14 protein-coding genes and 1 tRNA gene are annotated in these 20,371 nt (G+C 65.2%); 3 read left to right on the top strand and 12 right to left on the bottom strand.

All coding sequences use genetic code 11. The features are described 5' to 3' along the window. Nucleotide 1 precedes the first annotated feature (1 nt). From VN11_RS08055 to VN11_RS08045, 3 genes are all read right to left on the bottom strand, one after another. Entirely contained in the window at nucleotides 2-2,935 is a 2,934-nt protein-coding gene (locus VN11_RS08055) for a TonB-dependent receptor (protein WP_053449361.1), read from the bottom strand. 139 nt (nucleotides 2,936-3,074) lie between these two features. Further along, nucleotides 3,075-4,100 (bottom strand): FecR family protein, encoded by a 1,026-nt coding sequence (locus VN11_RS08050; RefSeq protein WP_053449360.1) that lies wholly within the window; start codon nucleotides 4,098-4,100, stop codon nucleotides 3,075-3,077. After that, the gene (locus VN11_RS08045) at nucleotides 4,097-4,612 is read right to left on the bottom strand and encodes an RNA polymerase sigma factor (RefSeq protein ID WP_053449359.1); all 516 of its coding nucleotides are present in this window, start codon (nucleotides 4,610-4,612) and stop codon (nucleotides 4,097-4,099) included. The genes VN11_RS08050 and VN11_RS08045 overlap by 4 nt, the downstream gene beginning before the upstream one ends. Nucleotides 4,613-4,886: 274 nt before the next feature. Between VN11_RS08045 and aceE the strand changes: the two genes are divergently transcribed. After that, nucleotides 4,887-7,562 carry a pyruvate dehydrogenase (acetyl-transferring), homodimeric type gene (gene aceE, locus VN11_RS08040; RefSeq protein ID WP_053449358.1) on the top strand — a complete coding sequence of 892 codons (2,676 nt, stop codon included), beginning with the start codon at nucleotides 4,887-4,889 and terminating at the stop codon, nucleotides 7,560-7,562. Nucleotides 7,563-7,618: 56 nt separating this feature from the next. Here aceE and VN11_RS08035 read toward each other — a convergent pair whose 3' ends face one another. From VN11_RS08035 to VN11_RS08025, 3 genes are all read right to left on the bottom strand, one after another. Continuing rightward, entirely contained in the window at nucleotides 7,619-8,101 is a 483-nt protein-coding gene (locus tag VN11_RS08035) for a hypothetical protein (protein ID WP_008267606.1), read from the bottom strand. A gap of 123 nt (nucleotides 8,102-8,224) precedes the next feature. After that, on the bottom strand, nucleotides 8,225-10,396 hold the full coding sequence (gene fauA / locus VN11_RS08030; RefSeq protein ID WP_053449357.1) for a TonB-dependent alcaligin siderophore receptor FauA: 2,172 nt from the start codon (nucleotides 10,394-10,396) through the stop codon (nucleotides 8,225-8,227). A gap of 111 nt (nucleotides 10,397-10,507) precedes the next feature. Further along, on the bottom strand, nucleotides 10,508-11,437 hold the full coding sequence (locus tag VN11_RS08025; protein ID WP_053451282.1) for a helix-turn-helix transcriptional regulator: 930 nt from the start codon (nucleotides 11,435-11,437) through the stop codon (nucleotides 10,508-10,510). 143 nt (nucleotides 11,438-11,580) lie between these two features. On the opposite strand from VN11_RS08025, the gene VN11_RS08020 reads away from it, so the two are divergent. Further along, entirely contained in the window at nucleotides 11,581-13,911 is a 2,331-nt protein-coding gene (locus VN11_RS08020; protein ID WP_053449356.1) for a TonB-dependent receptor, read from the top strand. A 29-nt stretch (nucleotides 13,912-13,940) separates the two neighbouring features. Then, nucleotides 13,941-14,480, top strand: coding sequence for a DUF4189 domain-containing protein (locus VN11_RS08015; RefSeq protein ID WP_238581865.1), 540 nt, complete (start codon nucleotides 13,941-13,943; stop codon nucleotides 14,478-14,480). Between the two features lie 90 nt (nucleotides 14,481-14,570). Here VN11_RS08015 and VN11_RS08010 read toward each other — a convergent pair. The 6 genes from VN11_RS08010 to lexA form a co-directional block, all read right to left on the bottom strand. Continuing rightward, nucleotides 14,571-14,663: transfer RNA gene (locus VN11_RS08010), tRNA-Ser, on the bottom strand. Nucleotides 14,664-14,741: 78 nt separating this feature from the next. Then, entirely contained in the window at nucleotides 14,742-14,945 is a 204-nt protein-coding gene (gene csrA / locus VN11_RS08005) for a carbon storage regulator CsrA (protein ID WP_006432031.1), read from the bottom strand. A 147-nt stretch (nucleotides 14,946-15,092) separates the two neighbouring features. Beyond that, nucleotides 15,093-17,741 carry an alanine--tRNA ligase gene (gene alaS, locus VN11_RS08000; RefSeq protein ID WP_053449354.1) on the bottom strand — a complete coding sequence of 883 codons (2,649 nt, stop codon included), beginning with the start codon at nucleotides 17,739-17,741 and terminating at the stop codon, nucleotides 15,093-15,095. Between the two features lie 109 nt (nucleotides 17,742-17,850). Beyond that, nucleotides 17,851-18,342, bottom strand: coding sequence for a recombination regulator RecX (recX, locus tag VN11_RS07995; RefSeq protein ID WP_053449353.1), 492 nt, complete (start codon nucleotides 18,340-18,342; stop codon nucleotides 17,851-17,853). A 110-nt stretch (nucleotides 18,343-18,452) separates the two neighbouring features. Then, nucleotides 18,453-19,490 carry a recombinase RecA gene (gene recA, locus VN11_RS07990; RefSeq protein WP_053449352.1) on the bottom strand — a complete coding sequence of 346 codons (1,038 nt, stop codon included), beginning with the start codon at nucleotides 19,488-19,490 and terminating at the stop codon, nucleotides 18,453-18,455. 204 nt (nucleotides 19,491-19,694) lie between these two features. Beyond that, complete coding sequence (gene lexA / locus VN11_RS07985) at nucleotides 19,695-20,330, bottom strand: transcriptional repressor LexA (protein WP_008267755.1); 636 nt, start codon at nucleotides 20,328-20,330, stop codon at nucleotides 19,695-19,697. Between the last annotated feature and the right edge of the window lie 41 nt (nucleotides 20,331-20,371).

Here is a 20,371-nt window from a genome sequence, read left to right as displayed (position 1 = left end):
CTCAGTTGTAGATGATGTGGAAGTAGAAGAAGCGGCCGTAGTCGTCGATCTCGGTACGGAAGCGCCCGTTCGGACCGGTGCTGTAGGTGGGCTGGGTATTGAACAGGTTCTTGGCTTCGTACTTCAGCGTCACGTGCCTGCTGACCTTGTGGCTGAAGGCCAAGTTGAAGGTCATGTAGGGGTCATAGTATGAATCCAGCCATTCGGTATCACCGAAATCAACCAGCATCCGGCTGCGGTAGGTACCGGACAGGCGCAGCTGCGCACTCTTCCATGGCATGCGCCAGATCACCGAACCGTTGAGCGACCAGTCCGGCTGGTACAGCAGACGGTCGAGGCGGCGCTCGCTGCCATCGCTGATGCGGTAGTTGGTCTGGCCCTCCAGCCGGGTCGCGTTGAAGTACATGTCGAAACGGTGGCGGCCCCGCTGCAGGTTGCGGTTGGCCACCGCGAACTCGATGCCACGCAGCTTCGACTCATCCGTGTTCATCGGCTGGGTCACCCGGTAGCGGGTATCACCCACGTTCTCGAAGGTGGTCAGGGTGTAGATGTCATCCTTGATCACCTTGTCGAACAGCGCCACCGACACAAGCCCGTTGTTGCCGTTGAAGTACAGGTCCCACGCCAGGTCGATGTTGGTGGAACGGCGCGGCTGCAGGTTGGCGTTGCCCTGCTTGATGGTGCAGAAGCCCCTGCCTTCCTCGTCATCGCCACAGCTGGTGCTCGTGGCCTGGGCGATGTTGCTCGGCGTCGGCCGGCCCAGGGTACGGCTGGCGGAGAAGCGCAGGCGCTGGTCATCACTCAGCTTGAATGTGGCGTTCAACGACGGCAGCAGGTTGTTGTAGCCGCCGCCGGTCGTGCGGAAGGCCGAGGTATAGGTGGTGCCGCCGTCGTTGCTGAACGGACTGAATGCATCGAACGTGGTGTGGTCATAGCGCAGGCCGCCGATCAGCAGCAGGCGGTCCCAGGCGTAATGGGCAGACACATATGCGTTGCCGATGTCTTCCACGTACTTGTAGTCGCTGGTGAAGTTGGCATTGGGATACGCCGCGTTGTTGCTGCCCAGCTTCGGAAAAAGTTCGTCGTTCCACTTGCGGTTGTCGATCAGCGGGAAGCCCGGCACGCTGCCCAGCAGGGTCGAACCCGGGTACAGGTAGTCGTTCAACGTCGCGCTGCTCTTGTAGTAGTCGAAATCGATGTCCTGCCAGATCTTCAGGTGACGGTATTCGGCACCCGCAGCCAGGCCGAAACCGCGCGCGTCGGCATCAATGTTGTAGCTGAAGTCGGCGCGCAGGTTGTCGATGGTCTCCTTGGCATCGCGCGGCGAGACATAGGCCTGTGCCGGATTGAGCTTGAACGCCGAACTGGTCAGCAGGCTGGAGTCGGAGACGCCCACCGCGTTGGGAAAGCCATGGCTGTCGTTCTCGTAGTCGACGAACAGGTTGCTCGGGTAGGCGCGCACGCCCCAGTAGACCTGGCTGTTGTGGAAGGTCTCCTCGGTGTGGCCGCCACGCAGCGTCAGCCGCGAGCGATCACCGATATCCCAGTTGAAGCTGGCGATGGCGCCACGGTTGTTGCGGTCCCAGCGGTCGTGGCGATTCTTGATGTAGATGCTGTTGATCTGGGTGGTGCCGCTGTCTTCGGTCTGGTTGCGGATCGGAAACTTGGCATTGCCATACAGATCGGTCTTGTTCATCGTCGAGTTCTCGTAGAACCGGTACGAGTACAACAGCAATGATGCATAGAACGGATCATCCGACGGCTTCCATTCCAGCTTGGCCGAGCCACCGAAATTGGTGATGAAGTTGGTGTAGGTACCGGTACTGAAGTTGCCGGGTGCACGCAGCCCGTTCCAGCCCTTGGCCTCGTCCGGCCCGGTGGTGCCGTCGGTAAGGTACTTGCCGGCATCGTTGTAGTAGTAGTTCGACTCCACCCAGCGCTTGACGCTGTTGCGCGAACGCTGCTCGTAGCGGGCCACCGCAACGATGCCGAATTCCTGGTCCGCACCGAACTGGTTGGAGAACACCATCTTGGCGCTCTTGCCGAAGTGGCCCAGCGTCTCATGGTTGCCACCGGCGCTGCGCTCGACATGGGTCTCGGCCGTGGAATGGATACCGGCCACATCGGCGAACACGTACTTGCCGGATCGATCAAACGCGCTGCGACTGATGATGTCGATCACGCCGCCAATCGCATCCGGCGCCTGTTCGGCGCTGAAGCTCTTGTAGATGTCGGTGCGGGTGCCGATGTCGCTGGGAATCAGCTGCAGGTTGTTCATGCGCTCGCCGGAGCCACTGCCCCCCACGCTGGCAATCGCGATGCCATCGATGGTGGTGTAGTTGAGGTTGGCCTGCACGCCACGCACGGTCACGTAGCGTGGTTCACCGGCATCCTCGACCGCGCTCAGGCCCGGCGCGGCCATCAGGCTTTCGGCCAGGGTCTCGTCACCGTAGCTGTCCATCTCGTCGTAGACCACCGAATCCTTGATCACCGGCGAGGTCTTCTTCTGGTCGATCACCTCGTGCGCAGCGATCACCTTCACCGTATCCAGCGTTGGCGCCACCACGGCCTCGGCCTCGCGCGGCTTCGGTGCGGCCGGCTTCGGCGCGGTGCGCGCGGGTGCAGGATCGATGGCGATGACGTTGCCATCGACAACGGTATAGCCCAGGCCGGTGCCGGCCAGCAGAGCGTCCAGCGCCTGCCTGACGGTGGCCCCTCGTGGCACCGCGCCGGCCATGCGCGCATCACCGCCCGCCGAGTACAGGAACTGCACACCGGAACTGCGCGACAACTGTTCCAGCGCACGCGACAGCGGCTGCGCTGCGATCGGCGCCGATACAGGCGCTTCGAGGCCATCGGCGCCGGCCGCGAGGGCCACCGGCATGCTGCAGGGAGACAGGGCGAGGACGATCGAAAGGTAGAGCGTGTTCCGCATCACGGGTCCTTGGAAGAGAGAGACAACAGGTGCCGCAGCGTGATCCGACAGCGGCTTCTCCCAAGTAAGAGCCCGCGTCCGCCGAAGTGGAGAACGCGGATTCGATGAATTTTTTCTGACAGCGAGCGACCAGCCGGCTTCAACGACTTCCGACCCGCACCGTATCGCCTTCGCGACGGACGACGAAGCGCGGATCGCGTTCGAGGAAGGCCTGCAACGCACCGATGCGATGCGCATCCAGGCTGCCGGACAGGCGCGCCGACGCGGCGCCTTCGTCCAGCACCCGCACCTGCACCTGGTTGTGGCGGTTGAAGGCTGCAGCCACCTCGTCCAACCGCTCGTCCAGGAACGATACCTTGCGCTGCTGCCAGTCCAGCAGCATCGACAATGGCATGTCCAACGATTCGACGGCATGGCTGCGCGTGTCGACCTGCACCACGCGCCCTCCGTCCAGCTGCGCAAGGCGGCGGGCACCTGCTCCCTGGCTCCAGACCTCGACCTCGCCGGAGACCACGCCGATGCGCGTACCCTGCAGCCGCCGCGACACATCGAACACCGTGCCGATGTCACGGATCTCCAGGCCGTTCACCTGCACCTTGAACGGCCGCCGGTCGTGGGCGATGTCGAATGTGGCCTCGCCCTGCAGGAGTTCCACCTTGCGGCTGAACCAGCCCATCCGCACGCGCAGGCGGCTGTCCGCGTTGAGCTGCACCTGGGTCTGGTCGGCCAGGACCAGGTCTAGCAGTTCACCGTGGTCGGCGCTGTACATCTGCTCGGCAGGCATCAGCAACGGAAGCAGGCCAACGCCCAGCAGGGCAGCGCACGCTGCGACGGCCAGGCCCAGCCAGCGCGCGCGGTGGCGCCTGGGCACACTGCGCAGCGGCTCCGGCACGCTGCCAAACAGCGGCACCACCTTCGCCGAGGCGGCCTTCAGTGGCGGCGCCAGCACTTCCTCGGGCAGCGGCGATTGCAGTGCCTCGTCGACCTGACGGTACAGCGCGAGCGCCCGCATGTAGGCGCGCACGTGCTCGGGCGAACGCTTCATCCATTCCAGGAAGGCAGCGCGCTCGGCCTCGCTCAACGTCCCCTCGCGATTGCACAGGAACCAGTCCATGGCCTCGCGGGAAATGCCATCGTCGGCCACGTCGGATGGATGCCGGTTCATGTGCGCTCCCTGGCGCCCAGCGCCTTCCTGCAGGCCTCCAGCCCCTTGCCGATATGCTTGCGCACCATGTGCACCGACACCTGAAGCTGCTGGCTGATTGCCGGGCAGTCCAGCCCGTCGCGGTAGTGCAGCTCCATCACCCGCCGCGTGGTCGTCGGCAACTGTACGATGGCGCTGCGGATATCGTTCCAGCGCTGCGCGCGCTCGAACTCACCTTCGATGTCTTCTTCACTCTTCAGCACTTCAGCCAGCAGGTCGACGTCTTCCAGCGGCGGCAACGTGGAACGCGAGCGTGCGTGCTCGCGCGCCAGATTGGCCGCCACGGTGAACAGGTAGGCTTCCGGGTTCTCGATCGCCGCCGCATCCTCGCCGGTCGTCCGCAGCAGCCGCAGGTACACCTCCTGGGCGAGATCCTCGGCATCCTCGCTGGCCGAGCCGCGACGCAGGAAGAAGCCACGCAGCAGCCTGCGCCGCAGTTCGTAGCTCTTTTCCCAGATCCTCACGCTGTTCACGGCCGACCAACCACCCCGAGGCTGGAAAACCCAGCAGGGTGACGGCCCTCGGTGACAGCGGTATTGCAGCGGCATGCCAACGCCTGCTTGCCAGAGACCCAAGCCGGGCCCGCCTATCGAAGCCAGCAGGCCCGGCCTACGCTTGCGTTCCCGGTGACCGCCACGGTCGCCCTTCGCGTCCCGGCCACGCCGTGGCAACCCCGCTCCAGTGCTGTGCGCCCTGCCGGTGTTGTCGCCCCGGCAGGCGGCCGGTCGGCGCCCTCTGGAGACCGCCATGAACCAAGCCCCCATCCCCTTCGATACCGATCCGCTGGAAACCCGGGAGTGGCGTGAATCGCTGGAGGCGGTGATGCAGGCCGGTGGCCGGCCACGCGCGCAATACCTGATCGACCAGCTCAGCGAGCTCGATGCCCAGCAGCACGGCGACCTGCACACCCGCGCCTGGACCGCCTACGTCAACACCATTCCGCCCGAGCGCCAACCTGCCTATCCGGGCGACCTGGCCATCGAGCGCCGCTTGAACGCGATGATCCGCTGGAACGCGATGGTGATGGTGCTGCGTGCCGGCAGGCATTCCAACGTCGGTGGCCACATCGCCACCTACCAGTCGGCCGCCGTGCTGTACGACGTGGGCTTCGACCATTTCTTCCGTGGCCGTACCGACGCCTTCGACGGCGACATGATCTACATCCAGGGCCATTCCGCGCCGGGCATCTATGGACGTGCCTATGTGGAAGGCCGCATCGATCCGCAGCGGATGGACAACTTCCGCCGCGAAGCCGGGCGCGAAGGACTGTCCTCGTATCCGCACCCGCGCCTGATGCCCGAGTTCTGGCAGTTCCCCACCGTGTCGATGGGGCTGGGCCCGCTCACCGCCGCCTACCAGGCACGCTACATGCGCTACCTCGAGTACCGCGGCCTGAAGGAACACCAGGGTCGCAAGGTGTGGGCCTTCCTCGGTGACGGCGAGATGGACCAGCCCGAATCACTGGCGGCGATTTCGCTGGCCGGCCGCGAGCGGCTGGACAACCTCGTGTTCGTGGTCAACTGCAACCTGCAGCGCCTGGACGGTCCGGTACGCGGCAACGGCAAGGTCATCCAGGAGCTGGAAGGCACCTTCCGCGCGGCCGGCTGGAACGTGATCAAGCTGATCTGGGGCAGTGGCTGGGACGACCTCCTGGCCCGCGACCACAGCGGCCTGCTGCGCCAGCGCATGATGGAATGCGTGGACGGCGACTACCAGACCTTCAAGTCGCAGAACGGCGCGTATGTGCGCGAGCACTTCTTCGGCCGTTACCCCGAGCTGCTGGAGCTGGTCGCGCACATGAGCGACGACGACATCTGGGCGCTGGCACGGGGCGGCCATGATCCGCAGAAGGTGTACGCCGCCTACCAGCAGGCAGTGAACACCAGCGGCCGGCCCACCGTGATCCTGGCCAAGACGGTCAAGGGCTTCGGCCTGGGTGAAGCCGGCGAAGGCCAGAACATCAACCACCAGCTGAAGAAGATGAGCGCCGACGCGGTGCGTGCGTTCCGCGACCGCTTCAATCTGCCGGTCAGCGACGAACAACTGGAGGAGATGCCCTACCTGCGCCCGGAACCGGGCAGCGCCGAAGCGCTGTACTTCGCCGAGCGCCGCCGCATCCAGGGTGGGCAGCTGCCGGCGCGCCTGGCCCGGGTCGATCCGCTGCCGCTGCCACCGTTGTCGATCTTCAACAGCCAGCTGCAGGGCAGCGGCGATCGTGGCCAGTCCACCACGATGGGCTTCGTGCGCATCCTCACCAGCCTGCTGAAGGACCCGGAACTGGGCAGGCTGGTGATTCCGATCGTGCCCGATGAATCACGTACCTTCGGCATGGAGGGCCTGTTCCGCCAGATCGGCATCCATTCGTACCTCGGCCAGCTGTACACCCCGCAGGACGCCGGCCAGTTGAGCTACTACAAGGAAGCCAGGGACGGGCAGATCCTGCAGGAAGGCATCAACGAATCCGGTGCGATCTGTTCGTGGATCGCCGCCGGCACTGCCTACAGCAACCATGGCCTGGCCACGATTCCGTTCTACATCTTCTATTCGATGTTCGGCCTGCAGCGCGTCGGCGACCTGGCATGGGCCGCGGCCGACGCGCGTACGCGCGGTTTCCTGCTGGGCGCCACCTCCGGCCGCACCACGCTGATGGGCGAAGGCCTGCAGCACGACGATGGCCACAGCCACGTGCTGTCGTCGGTGATTCCCAGTTGCGTGTCCTACGACCCGACCTTCAACTACGAACTGGCGGTGATCATCCACGACGGCCTGCGCCGCATGTATGTCGACCAGGAAGACATCTACTACTACATCACCGTACTCAACGAGAACTACCCGCATCCAGCCCTTCCCGAGGGCGCCGAGGCCGGCATCCTGAAGGGACTGTACCTGCTGCACCCCGCGCCCTCCGAACGAGGGACCTCGCAGCTGCGCGTGCAGCTGATGGGCAGTGGTTCGATCCTGCGCGAAGTGGAGGCGGCGGCCGAGTTGCTGCAACAGGACTTCGGTATCGCCAGCGACGTCTGGAGCGCGACCAGCCTGACCGAACTGCGCCGCGATGGCCTGGCTGCCGAACGCTGGAACCTGCTGCATCCGGCCGCGGAACTCCGTGTGCCTTACGTGCAGCAGCGCCTGCAAGGCCACGAAGGGCCGCTGGTGGTGGCCACCGACTACATGAAGATCGTCGGCGACCAGATCCGTCCCTTCATCAATGACCGCCGTTTCACTGCATTGGGCACCGACGGCTTCGGCCGCTCCGACACGCGTGAATCGCTGCGCACGTTCTTCGAAGTGGATCGCCACTTCATCGTGCTGGCGGCCCTGAAGGCGCTGGCCGAAGAGGGCCGCATCGAGCGCTCGCGGCTGCAGGAGGCCATCGACCGATACGGCATCGACACCGGCAAGCCAGATCCGGCCGCGGTCTAGGGCGGCAGGCGCAACGCCTGCGGATCTTCCCCGCAGGCGCGGCGCGCGCAGTGCCGCTAGGGCAGCCGCTTGAACAGGTTGGTCTGCAGGATCGGCGTACCGTCATGGCCGTAGAACGCCTTGGTCTCGGTCATCGTCGCGCGGTCATCGGCTACCGTGTAGATGCGGGTCGAGGCGGGCGTGCCATGGTCCACCAGCTGCATCACCAGCGTGTTCGGCGCCGGCAGCTTCAGGTTGGCCTTGTCCGCGCCATAGGTGCCGGACAAGGCGCCCGGCGTGCCATCCAGGGCCAGCGTGCCATCGGACTTCATGGTCTTGCCGTCATGCAGGACGATATCCACATGCGAGCTCCAACGGCCGCTGCCGGCGTCCTTGAACTCCAGCACCACCTGCTTCGGGCGCTGCGCTTCGGGCAGCGCCGAGGTGGCGATATCCAGCGACCAGCGCCCCAGCAGCGGTGAGGGTGAGGCCTCCATCGCCAGCGCCGACGCGGCCGGCAGTGACAGCGCGGACAACAACACAGCGGACAACAGCTTCATACGATGCTCCGTTCGAGTGAAGAAGGCTCTGCGTAGGACATTGTGGGGCGCAGCGCTTCGGATCGTGCCCGTCACCCGTGCCGGGTACAAGCCGAAGCGCTGAACACAGGGCAACGTCGCGCCTTAATAGCCGACCTTCACGGTGAACATCACGTTTCGCGGCGCGCCGTACCAGCCCTGGTTGTAGAAGCCGATCTGCGAGTAGTAGTGGCGGTCGAACAGGTTGTTGATGTTGACCGCCGCGGACAGGTTGGAACTGAACTGGTAGCGCGCCATCAGGTTGACCAGCGCATAGCCGGGCTGCTCTACCGGCACCCGGCGGTTTCCGGGTGCCGTGGCGGTCTGGTACATGCGGTTCTGCCAGTCCACGCCACCGCCAAGGGTCAGCCGGTCCCAGGTACCGGGCAGGCGCCAGGTAGTGAACAGCTTGAACAGGCTGCGTGGCTTGGCCGTATTGATGGCCCTGCCCTGTGCGTCCTGCGCGATGAACGTGGTGAAGCTGGTGCCCAGGCTCCAGCCCGGCAATGGCTCACCGGCCAGTTCCAGTTCCAGTCCATCCACCGTTGCACCCTTCACTGCGCGGTACGCGGCCTGCGTACTGCCCTCGACCAGCCCGCCGGTCGCTTCGGCCAGGTTGTCCTGCCGGGTACGGAACAGCGCGGCTGAAGCATTCAAGCGCTCCTGCAGCCAGCTGCCCTTGAGGCCCAGCTCATAGCTGCGGCCGCTCACCGGGTCGAGGATCTGCCCGGATGCATCGCGATTGTTCTGCGGCTTGAAGATGCCGGTGTAGCTGGCGTAGATGCTGCTGTACCCGTTGAGGTCCCAGACCAAGCCGGCATACGGCACGAACTCGTTGCGATAGCGGTACTTGCGCTTGCTGCCGAAGTAGACCTGGTCCGTCTCCCAGTTGCTCAGGCGAGCACCGACGATCACATGCAGCGGGTCAGCCAGCGACAGCCGCGCCACTGCATAGGCGCCGCTCTGATGGTTGTCCAGATCATCGGCCTGGGTCTTGCTGCTGGCCCACACCGGTTCCGGCGTGCCCGGCCCGTGCCAGTCCAGATAGCTGGCCAACGGCGGCAGCGGCGCCAGCGCGCGGTACTGCCCCAGCGCGATCTCGTCGCGCGACCGCGACCAGCCGATCGACGCCGTGTGCTGGCGACCGAACAGCTGGAACGGACCCGACAGGCTGGCACTGACTGCCTCGCGCCGCACCGGTCCATCGTAGCGGGTGAAGCTGTTGCCATTGGGCATGGCGCCGGTGACCGGATCGGGATAGCCGCCGCGATAGAGGTGCTTCATCTCCATGTCGGTATGCGAACGGCTGTAGGACACCCGCGCCTGCCAGTCGTTACCGAAGCGGTGGTTGAAATCGAAGAAGCCGTTGCGGGTATCGGTGCTCATCCGTGCCCACGGGGCCGTGGCCGATGCCGAGCGATCGAAAGCGGTGCGCGTGCCATCGGCGTTGAACAGCGCGAAGCCACTGCCAAAGCCACGGTTGTCATTGCCCTGGTAGGAGATGCCGGCGATCAACCCGGTGTCCTCGCCCAGATCCACGCTGACCACGCCGTAGAGCGTCTTCGCGGTGCTGTCCAGGCCGGCGGTGTAGCTGTCGGCCTCTGCTTTGGCTGCCACCAGGCGACCGCGTATGCGGCCTTCCCTGCTCAACGGGCTGGATACATCCGCCCACGCGCGCCGTGCGTCCCAGCTACCGAGGCCGATGCCAGCACTGGCAGCGAACTCGCGCAACGGTCGCTTGCGCACGTAGTTCACCGCTGCCGAAGGATTGCCGGCACCGGTCATCAGGCCGTTGGCACCGCGCACGATCTCGATGCGGTCATACACCACCATGTCCAGGTTGTTCTCGCCGAAATTCCACGGCGACAGCACCGGCATCACCACGCCATCGAACTGGTAGTTGTCGATCTCGAAACCCCGCGCCGAGAACGAGTAGCGGTTGGCATCGCTGCGCGTGACCGAGATGCCTGGCGCGGTGGCCAGCGCATCGGCCGTACTCAGCAGCGCGCGGTCCTCGATCTGCTGGTGGGTGACGACGCTGACCGACTGCGGTGTCTGCCGCGAGGTCAGCGACAGGCCGGTCGCCGTACCCATGGAATTGGTGGTGTAGGAGCGCGACGATTCGGTGCTGCCGTCGAGATCGGCGGTGACCTGCACGGTGGGCAGTTGCGAGGCCGTGGCGGCAGGTTCGCGTTCGGCGGCATGGGCAGCGTTGAACAGCGCCAGGGTCGTGCCGATGGCGGTTGCCAGGGCACACGGGCGGAAACAGGCAGGCATGGAAGGTCCAGCGGGAAGGAAAGGCTGGATGAGAATTATTGTCATTTGAACGTGAGCGCACGTATGCGCGGACGCAGCAGGTGTTTGCGCGCTGCCGGCGATGATCGAACGTCAGCGGAACCGGCTCGGTGCGATGCCATAGCGTGCACGGAACGCGGTCGCGAAATTGGTGGCATGCCGGTAGCCGGCGAAATGTGCGGCCTGCTGCACGCTGCAGCCCTGCCGGAGCTGCTCGCAGGCCCGCTGCAACCGATGTTCGCGCAGCCAGGCAAACACCGAGCATCGATACACCTGCAGGAACTTCAGGCGCAGGCTGCTGGGGCTCATGCAGGCCACGCGCGCCAGATCGTCCAGGCTGTGATCGGCGGCCGGCGCTGCCTGCAGGCAATCGATCACCCGCTGCAGCATGCGGCGATCGCGCGCGGACACGCCCAGCTCCAATGCAGCATTGCGTGCAGGCGCGCCCAGGGACAGTGCCAGCATCTGCAGGCCCACGCCCTCGCACAGCAGCGCATGCATCGCGCCGTCCCAGACACCCGACAGCAGCTGGTCGGCCGCGTGCCCCAGATGCGCGGGTACCTGCCAGCTATGCAACGGCCGGCCGTCGGAGCGGTGCGCGGACAGCAGTTCGTTGATCACCGGGTCATCCAGCGGCGCCGATGCGTCCAGCGAGACATTCAGGCTGCGCATGCGCTGCCCCGCGGGGTGGATCGCGGTCATGGGCGCCGCATCGGCCAGTATCCTCGCGCCCGCGCCCGGGCGCATTCCGATCTGCGCCTGACCTGACAGGCGAGCACCGGCGCAGCCTTCCAGCATCACGATGGCCGAGAACGCCGGCGGCACTTCCGAGATCGCCTCGAAGGTCTGGTGCGCAACCACATCCGACAGCGCCAGGGTCAAGCCCGGGCGCAGGCAGCGCTGCTCCACCCTGCCCTCGACCACGCAGGGTTCGCCAGCAACGGCAAGCGGTTCCGGCAGTCGATAGCGGAAGCCGCTGCGGCGGCCCAGGTGGTCCAGGTCGGCAAGGGTGAGGGCATGCATGGAGTCACCGGCGGAGGAGCGGACGTCGGCCATTCTCATATGAGAACCACTCTCATCTCCAGTCCGGCTGGCAAGGCCCATTCGCCCCTTGTCGGTACAAATAGTTACGTTATAACATTTCACACTATTTCACGGAGCGTGTCATGCGTCGCCATCTGCTTGCTGCCGCCATTCTGTTCGCCGTCCACACCGCCCACGCCGCGGACGAACCCACCCTTCCCACGCTTCAGGTCGAGGCCTCGAAGCCCTCGCGAATCGACAGCCGGGTCACCGTCGACAATCCACAGGCGCAGAACCGCACCCTCGGCGGCCTGCTCGAGCATGTCTCCGGCGTGCAGAACAGTGCGTTCGGACCGAACGCGGGCGCCCCGGTCATCCGCAGTCTCAGCGGCAACCGGGTTCAGATCCTGCAGGATGGCCAGTCCATCCTTGGCATGAATGCGATCAGCGGTGACATCAACATTCCCTTCGATCCACTGTTCGTGCGCAGTGTCACCGTCAACAAGTCCTCGGACACGGTGCGCTATGGCGGCAATGCGATCGGCGGCAGTGTGGAGATCGACTCGGGCCTGATCTCGCGCAGCATGGAAGACAAGGACCAGTCGATGGAACTGGTCCTGCGCAAGGGCTTCAACGCCGCCGATGCGCAGGGCTTCCGCATGAACTTCAACAACCAGCGCAACATCTCCACCAACCTGCAGGTCTCGCGCCAGCGCATTTCCCACTACGACATCCCCGGCAACAGCAAGGCCAGCGTCTGCAACACCCGCCTGTTCCCCGCCACCGGCGGCGTCAACTCGGCACTGGCCGACAGCTGCCAGAAGGAAGCGCGCGTCCAGCAGATCTACAACAAGGCCTCGCAGCCCTATATCGACCAGTTCATGACCGAGAACCCGGACTGGGCCGACGGTGACTTCTCCTTCTATACCAACAACCCGACCTCGGTCTGGCAGCGCCGCACCTACATCAACCCGGTCAACCCGGCCTATGTGCCCGGCACGCCCTCGTATGTGCAGAAGCAGATCAACAATGACGTGACCCCCGACTATCACCACCGGTTGGGCAACAGCTACTCACGCAATTCGCAGGTGGCCGCCGGCTCGACCCTGTTCTTCGACCGCGGCTACGTCGGTGTCAGCATCGATGCCAAGGACAGCGAATACGGCGTGCCCGGCTTCTCGATGCAGAACCTGTCATTCGGCTCGAACTACGCCGATGGCCTGCCGGTGGGCGTGGTGATCAAGCAGCAGCGCTACGCGCTGGAAGCACTGCTGCGCGATCCGCTGCCCTACTTCGAGCGTGCCGAACTGCGTGTCTCCAAGCTGGACAACACCTCGGGCGAACGACTCGGCGCGTCCAAGGCCAACGACTACGACTTCGAAAGCATCCAGGCCGAGCTGCTGCTCAGCCACCAGCGCGTCGGCCCGCTCAGCGGCATGCTCGGCCTCAGCCGCCAGTCGCGTGATGTCACCGGCAGCGGCTCGCTGCGCTACCTGCCCGATGTCGATACCCGCAGCAATGCAGTGTTCCTGAAAGAGACGCTGGACTTCGGCTGGGCCACCTTCGATGCCGGCGTCCGCCATGAGCGTGTCGACCACACGCTGCAGCCCAGCCGCTTCAAGACCGCGCGCAATGCTGCCAACACGAAACTGCAGGACCGCGACTACCGGCTCAACAGCTACAGCCTCGGCTCGTACGTCGAGCTCGGCCCCTTGTTTGCCGCCAAGGTGCGCTACTCGTCCTCGCAGCGCGCACCGGAGATCAACGAGCTGTATGCCAGCAACGCGCACTATTCGGTGATGACCCAGGAGGAAGGCAACCAGAACCTGGAGCCGGAGCGTGCAAAGAACCTGGAGCTGACCGGCCTGTTCCACCTCGGCGGCTTCGAGCTGTCGGCCACCGCGTACCGGATGAAGTACGAGAACTACCTCTACCTTGGCTACTCGGGCCTGCAGACCGCCAACCGCCTGCCGCTGAAGTACTGGAAGCAGACCGACACCACGGTGAAGGGCTTCGAGATCGACGCTTCACAGGCGCTGGATCTCGGCCGCTATGGCACGTTGAACATCTCGGCCTTTGCCGACCTGGTGAAGAACAAGGCCGACCACCCGGACGCGCTGCGCGCCCACAATGATGGCGAGTACCTGCCGAACATGCCGACCAACCGCTACGGCGCCAACCTGCAGTGGCAGCGCCAGGGCTGGAAGGCGCAGCTGTCCAGTACCTACTACGGCAAGCAGAAGTACCTCGGCCGCAATGTCAGCGAGGAAATTCCGCTGGACGCGTTCAACCTGGTCGACCTGCAGGTCAGCCGCGAACTGCCGGTGCGCAACAGCTACATCGCCGGCATGGAAGTGTTCGTCAACGGCAGCAATCTGCTCAACGAGGAAGCGCGCCCGCACAACTCGCCGTTGAAGTACATCGCCCCGCTGCCGGGGCGTGGCTTCCAGGTGGGTGTGACGGTCAGGCTCTGAGCCCGGGCGGAAGGAGAAGCGGCCTGCGGGTGGATTACCTGCAGGCACCCGGCACGGCGACGCGCCGGGTTGCGTCGCGAACCCGGGTTGATCCACCATCCGTCGAAAAGGAGATGGCCATGAACTGGAAGCAAGCGATTTCCCTTGGGGTGTTGTTGACCATCACCTCGGGGGCAGGTGCCGCATCTGCGATCACCTACGACAAGGATGGCCGCTACGGCTACTCGATGAACCAGCATTCCCTTACCACCGCGATGCAGCAGTCGCTGCACTACTGCGCGCTGCAATCGCGCAATTGTGGCCAGTCTGCCAGCACGACCAGCGAAGGCTATTCGGCCATCGCGACGGGCACGGTTGCGTTGGGCTTTGCACTGGGTGAGAAGACTGCGGACGCCGCGCAGCGCAAGGCCGAAAGAATGTGCAGGGAGCGCGCCAACGACTGCACGCTTGCCTTGTTGTGGCGCGAAACCCCACCGCGTGATCTCGAGCCGCCACAGCGTCCTGCTGCCGCCGCTCCGGCACCTGCAACGACGCCTGCTGCAGTACCTGCCATCCGTAGCGATCACTAAGGACAGGCAGCCCCGCGCAGGCTGCACCTTCGAACACCGGACAAAGAAAAACGCCTGCAGATCGAGGATCTGCAGGCGCTTCTTTGTATCTGGCGGAGTGAGAGGGATTCGAACCCTCGATAGAGCTTTTGACCCTATACTCCCTTAGCAGGGGAGCCCCTTCGGCCACTCGGGCATCACTCCGGGGTATTCACCGCGTCTGGTGCGTTGCACCTCAGCGGGGCGTGAATCATAACGTTAATCGAGTGCGAAGGTAAAGCGTTATTCGGCAGAATTTTCGCTACCGGCGCCACCGGCTTCGTCACCGCGCTGGATGCGCTGATAGATCTCTTCGCGATGCACAGCGACGTCCTTCGGCGCGGTGATGCCGATACGCACCTGGTTACCCTTGACGCCAAGCACGGTGACGCTCACCGAGTCACCGATCATCAGGGTTTCGCCGACGCGGCGAGTCAGGATCAACATTTTTGCAAGTCTCCATGGAACCGTGTGGAAGGGTATCCCCCACCGGCTTGACGCTCCGTCAAGAAGCGCTACCACGACAAAGGGAAAAGATTCGCAATGGTACCGTCAGCCGTCCCGCTCCTACAAGGAGGGGGACGGCCGGGTTCATCACAGGCGGGGGCTGACCCATTCGACAACTGCAGCCAGCGCAGTGGCAAGGGCGGGCCCGTCCTCGCCACCACCCTGGGCGAGGTCCGGGCGTCCGCCGCCCTTGCCCCCGATCTGACCGGCGATATGGGACAACAGTTCCCCGGCCTTGACCTTGCCCATTGCGCTGCCGTTCACACCCGCAACCAGGGCCGCCTTGCCGTCCTGGGCGCCGGCCAGCACGATCACCGCGTCACCCAGCTGCTGCTTCAGGCGGTCCATGGCGTCACGCAGGGCCTTGGCGTCGAAGCCTTCCAGGCGGGCGGCCAGCACCTTCACGCCGGCGACCTCGACGGCCTGGCCGGACAGGTCGGCGGTGGCACCGGCGGCGACCTTGGCCTTCACGGCTTCCAGCTCGCGCTCCAGCTGCTTCTGACGCTGGCCGAGCGCGCGGATCTTCTCGACCACGTCACCGGCGCTGCCACCGAGCAGCTCGGCGGCTTCAGCCAGGCGTGCCTCTTCGGCGTCCACGTAGTCCAGGGCGCCCTGGCCGGTGACCGCCTCGATGCGGCGCACGCCGGCGGAGACACCGCCCTCGGAGGTGATCTTGAACAGGCCGATATCGCCGGTACGGTTGACGTGGGTACCACCACACAGCTCGGTGGAATAGTCACCCATCTTCAGCACGCGCACGTGCTCACCGTACTTCTCGCCGAACAGGGCCATCGCGCCGAAGTCCAGCGCCTCCTGCATGGCCATGGTGTGCACTTCGGCGGCATTGTTGGCGCGCACCTGCTGGTTGACCTTGCGCTCGATCACCGCCAGCTCATCAGCGCTGATCGGCTGGAAGTGCGAGAAGTCGAAACGCAGGCGGTCCGGCGCGACCAGCGAGCCCTTCTGCTGCACATGGGTGCCCAGCACTTCGCGCAGGGCGGCGTGCAGCAGGTGGGTCGCCGAGTGGTTGAGGATGGTGGCGCCGCGACGCTCGCCGTCAACCTGGCCGGACAGCACGTCGCCAACCTTCAGGCCACCTTCGGACAGCGTGCCGACGTGGCCATGGAACTGGCCAGCGAACTTCTGGGTGTCTTCCACCGCCAGGCGCACGCCGTTGCCGGTCAGCACGCCGGTGTCGCCGACCTGGCCGCCGGATTCGGCGTAGAACGGAGTCTGGTTGGTGATGACGATGACCGCATCACCGGCATCGGCCGACTGCACCGGACGACCGTCCTTGAGCAGCGCCAGCACGGTCAGGCCATCGGCCTGCAGGCGGTCATAGCCCAGGAACGCGGTCGGGCTGAGGGTGGCTACCAGCTCCGCCGGCAGGGTCACGCCGCCGCCGAACTTGCCGGCCGCACGCGCGGTCTCGCGCTGCTGCTCCATCGCGGCATCGAAGCCGGCGATGTCGACGGTCAGGTCACGCTCGCGGGCGATGTCCTGGGTCAGGTCGAGCGGGAAACCGTAGGTGTCGTACAGGCGGAAGGCGTCAACGCCCGGGATCACGCCATTGCTGGCTTTGCCAGCCACGTCCTCGAAGATCTTCATGCCGGCGTCGAGGGTTTCAGCGAAACGCTCTTCCTCGGCCTGCAGCGCACGGGTAACGGTGTCCACCGCCGCCGGCAGTTCCGGATAGGCCTCGCCCATCTGTTCGACCAGGGTCGGCACCAGCTTGCTGAAGAACGGCTGGCGCACGCCCAGCATCCAGCCATGGCGCAGGGCGCGGCGGATGATACGGCGCAGCACGTAGCCGCGGCCTTCATTGGAGGGCAGCACGCCGTCGACGATCAGGAACGAACAGGCGCGGATGTGATCGGCGATCACGCGCAGCGACTTGTTCTCCAGGTCGGCGGTGCCGGTCAGCTCCGACGCCTTGCGGATCAGCGCCTGGAACAGGTCGATCTCATAGTTGGTATGCACGTGCTGCAGGATCGCCGCCAGGCGCTCCAGGCCCATGCCGGTATCCACGCACGGTGCCGGCAGCGGCACCAGGGTGCCGTCGGGCTGGCGGTCGAACTGCATGAACACCAGGTTCCAGATTTCGATGAAGCGGTCGCCGTCCTCATCCGGGGAGCCCGGGGGGCCGCCGGCGATATGGTTGCCGTGGTCGTAGAAGATCTCGGTGCACGGGCCACACGGACCCGTGTCGGCCATCTGCCAGAAGTTGTCCGAGGCGAACGGCGCGCCCTTGTTGTCACCGATGCGCACGATGCGCTCTTCCGGAATGCCGACCATGTCGCGCCACAGCGCGTAAGCCTCGTCGTCGGTCTGGTAGACGGTGACCAGCAGGCGCTCGGCCGGCAGCTTCCAGACCTGGGTCAGCAGCTCCCAGGCCCAGGCAATCGCGTCCTTCTTGAAGTAGTCGCCGAACGACCAGTTGCCCAGCATTTCGAAGAAGGTGTGGTGGCGTGCGGTGTAACCCACCTGGTCGAGGTCGTTGTGCTTGCCGCCCGCCCGCAGGCAGCGCTGGACGTCGGCCGCGCGCACGTAGCTGCGCTTCTCCGCGCCAAGGAACACGTCCTTGAACTGCACCATGCCGGAGTTGGTGAACAGCAGGGTCGGATCGTTGCCCGGCACCAGCGGCGCCGACGGCACGATGGTGTGGCCTTTGCCCTTGAAGAATTCAAGGAAATCGCTGCGGATCTGGGAGGTCGTGAATTTGGCGGATGCGTTCATTGAGGGCTGGCAGTCTGCGGGCCGGCGGACCCGGACCACCGGCCACATTGGCCAGGGTCGCAAGGGACCGCCGAAAACCTAAAGGGTATCAGGCCCGGCGCCGCCAGTCTCAGTCATCCGGGTCGTAGCGGGTCGCGCGGCGGATGCTGTCGCCGTCAAAGCCACGTCTGGCCAACAGATCGGCGGCCTTGCGCCGCTGCGTCAGGTCCTGCGGGCCAGCCTCGCCGAAGCGGCGGCGGACCAGGTCACGGGCGTTTTCCTGCCAGTCGCCCTCATAGCTGTCCATCGCCGCCGCAATCGCAGCACTGTCCAGCCCATGGGTGCCCAGCTCGGCGCGGACATGGATCGGCCCGTAGCCGGTGTTGGCGCGCATCCGCACCAGGTTCTCGGCAAAACGGCTGTCGTCCTGCCAGCCCGCCTCGGTCAGCTTGGCCACGGCAGCCTGCGCGGCTTCGTCTTCGATGCCACGGGCGGTCAGCTTGCGGGTCAGCTCCCTGCGCGAATGCTCACGGCGGACCAGCAGGCCCAGCGCGCGTTGCACGGGCGTCTGCTCACGTGGCCGGCGCTTGCGGCCGGTGGGAATATCGTCGGAGTCGGACATCGGTGCTCCAAGGGTGGCGCCGTCCGTGGCGCCCTGCCCATCCCTGGGCGATTCGAACCTGCGAGGCAGGGCGACGTCACTGACGGCGCCGCCCTGCCCCACAGCAAGCCTTACTCGTCGTCGCCGTCGTCGTCGCCTTCCTCGCGGGCGGCTTCAGTCGGCTGGAACTTCTCGCGCAGCTCGGCTTCGAGCTTGGCGGCGACGGTCGGGTTGTCACGCAGGTAACCGCGGGCGTTGTCCTTGCCCTGGCCGATGCGTTCCTCACCGTAGCTGTACCAGGCGCCGGCCTTCTCGACCAACTTGGCCTCCACGCCCATGTCGATCAGTTCGCCTTCGCGGCTGATGCCCTCGCCGTACAGGATCTCGGTGATGACCTGCTTGAACGGCGGTGCCAGCTTGTTCTTGACGACCTTGATCTTGGTCTGGTTGCCGATGATCTCGTCGCCCTTCTTGATCGCGCCGATGCGGCGGATGTCCAGGCGGACCGAGGCATAGAACTTCAGTGCGTTGCCGCCGGTGGTGGTTTCCGGGCTCTGGCCCGGCATCATCACGCCGATCTTCATGCGCAGCTGGTTGATGAAGATCACCAGCGTGTTGGAGCGCTTGATGTTGCCGGTCAGCTTGCGCAGCGCCTGGCTCATCAGGCGGGCCTGCAGGCCCGGCAGCTGGTCGCCCATCTCGCCTTCGATTTCGGCCTTCGGGGTCAGCGCGGCGACCGAGTCGATCACCAGGATGTCCACCGAGCCCGAACGGACCAGCATGTCGGCGATTTCCAGCGCCTGCTCACCGGTATCCGGCTGCGACAGCAGCAGGTCATCCACGTTCACGCCCAGCTTGCCGGCGTAGATCGGGTCCAGTGCATGCTCGGCGTCGATGAAGGCCGCCGTGCCGCCCAGCTTCTGGCATTCGGCGATGGCCTGCAGGGTCAGAGTGGTCTTGCCCGAGGATTCCGGCCCGTAGATCTCAACGACACGGCCCTTCGGCAGGCCGCCAATGCCCAGTGCGATGTCGAGCATCAGCGAGCCGGTCGGGATGGCTTCGACGGGCTCGACCACGCGGTCGCCCATGCGCATCACCGAGCCCTTGCCGAACTGCTTCTCGATCTGGCCCAGAGCTGCAGCGAGGGCGCGCTTCTTGTTCTCGTCCATCGGTTGGGTCCTTGCAGAGGTGATGTCGTTGGAGGTGCTGTCTTTGGGGGTCTTCTTTGCCATGGGCTCACTTTAAGTCGGACGTATCGCACAGGCTGAGATTCTGCCCGGCGCTCTGAAAAGAATTATCGGACATCCGTACCAACCTCAGTGGAACCAGAGAATCGCCACAAAAGACCGCGGGGAAATGCAATGCGGAACGGGTCAACGGTTGGGGCGCAGCAGGCCGCAATAGAGGCCTTCGATCGCAAAGTCCTGATCCGGCAGCACTTCAATCGGCCTGTAATCGGGGTTGCGCGGCAGCAGGCGGATGCGGTCCTTGGCGATCTTCAGCAGCTTGACCGTGATCTCGTCATCGATGCGGGCTACCACGATCTGCCCGGAATGGGCGTCACGGGTACGGTGCACGCCGATCAGGTCACCGTCGAAGATGCCCTCGTCGATCATCGAATCGCCCTGCACCTTCAGCAGGTAGTCCGGCGCCGGCGAGAAAAACACCCGGTCCAGCACCACGAAATCGTCCGAGCCGATATCGGCACCGATCGGCAGGCCGGCCGCCACCCGACCCAGCACCGGCAGCCGCAGCACGCTGTCGGGCAGGCCCGGCTCGGCCAGCTTCTCGACCGGCGGGGCCTGCACCAGGCGGATGCCACGGGCCTGGCCCGGGATGCGACGGATCGCACCGGCCTGCTCCAGGGCTTCCAGGTGGTACTGGGCTGCGCGCACGCCCTTGAAGCCGAACGCACGTGCGATTTCAGTCTGCGACGGCGGTGCGCCTTCGCTCTCGATACGCTCGGCGATCAACTGCAGGATCGCCTGCTGGGTGTCGGTCAGGTCCATGGTTAGTAGTATTACTACTAACGCTCAGGTCTGCAAGTGCC

The sequence above is a fragment of the Stenotrophomonas maltophilia genome, from assembly GCF_001274595.1.
GTDB lineage: Bacteria > Pseudomonadota > Gammaproteobacteria > Xanthomonadales > Xanthomonadaceae > Stenotrophomonas > Stenotrophomonas forensis.
The sequence above is the reverse complement of the archived record's forward strand: the minus strand, read 5'-3'. Positions and strand labels throughout refer to the sequence as shown.

Excerpts from the sequence above, each read along its gene's own strand:
- VN11_RS08025 (WP_053451282.1), bottom strand. The coding sequence starts at position 11,437 with ATGCATGCCCTCACCCTTGCCGACCTGGACCACCTGGGCCGCCGCAGC.
- csrA (WP_006432031.1), bottom strand. The coding sequence starts at position 14,945 with ATGTTGATCCTGACTCGCCGCGTCGGCGAAACCCTGATGATCGGTGAC.
- fauA (WP_053449357.1), bottom strand. The coding sequence starts at position 10,396 with ATGCCTGCCTGTTTCCGCCCGTGTGCCCTGGCAACCGCCATCGGCACG.
- VN11_RS08055 (WP_053449361.1), bottom strand. The coding sequence starts at position 2,935 with ATGCGGAACACGCTCTACCTTTCGATCGTCCTCGCCCTGTCTCCCTGC.
- VN11_RS08020 (WP_053449356.1), top strand. The coding sequence starts at position 11,581 with ATGCGTCGCCATCTGCTTGCTGCCGCCATTCTGTTCGCCGTCCACACC.
- alaS (WP_053449354.1), bottom strand. The coding sequence starts at position 17,741 with ATGAACGCATCCGCCAAATTCACGACCTCCCAGATCCGCAGCGATTTC.
- aceE (WP_053449358.1), top strand. The coding sequence starts at position 4,887 with ATGAACCAAGCCCCCATCCCCTTCGATACCGATCCGCTGGAAACCCGG.
- recX (WP_053449353.1), bottom strand. The coding sequence starts at position 18,342 with ATGTCCGACTCCGACGATATTCCCACCGGCCGCAAGCGCCGGCCACGT.
- VN11_RS08050 (WP_053449360.1), bottom strand. The coding sequence starts at position 4,100 with ATGAACCGGCATCCATCCGACGTGGCCGACGATGGCATTTCCCGCGAG.
- VN11_RS08035 (WP_008267606.1), bottom strand. The coding sequence starts at position 8,101 with ATGAAGCTGTTGTCCGCTGTGTTGTTGTCCGCGCTGTCACTGCCGGCC.
- lexA (WP_008267755.1), bottom strand. The coding sequence starts at position 20,330 with ATGGACCTGACCGACACCCAGCAGGCGATCCTGCAGTTGATCGCCGAG.
- recA (WP_053449352.1), bottom strand. The coding sequence starts at position 19,490 with ATGGACGAGAACAAGAAGCGCGCCCTCGCTGCAGCTCTGGGCCAGATC.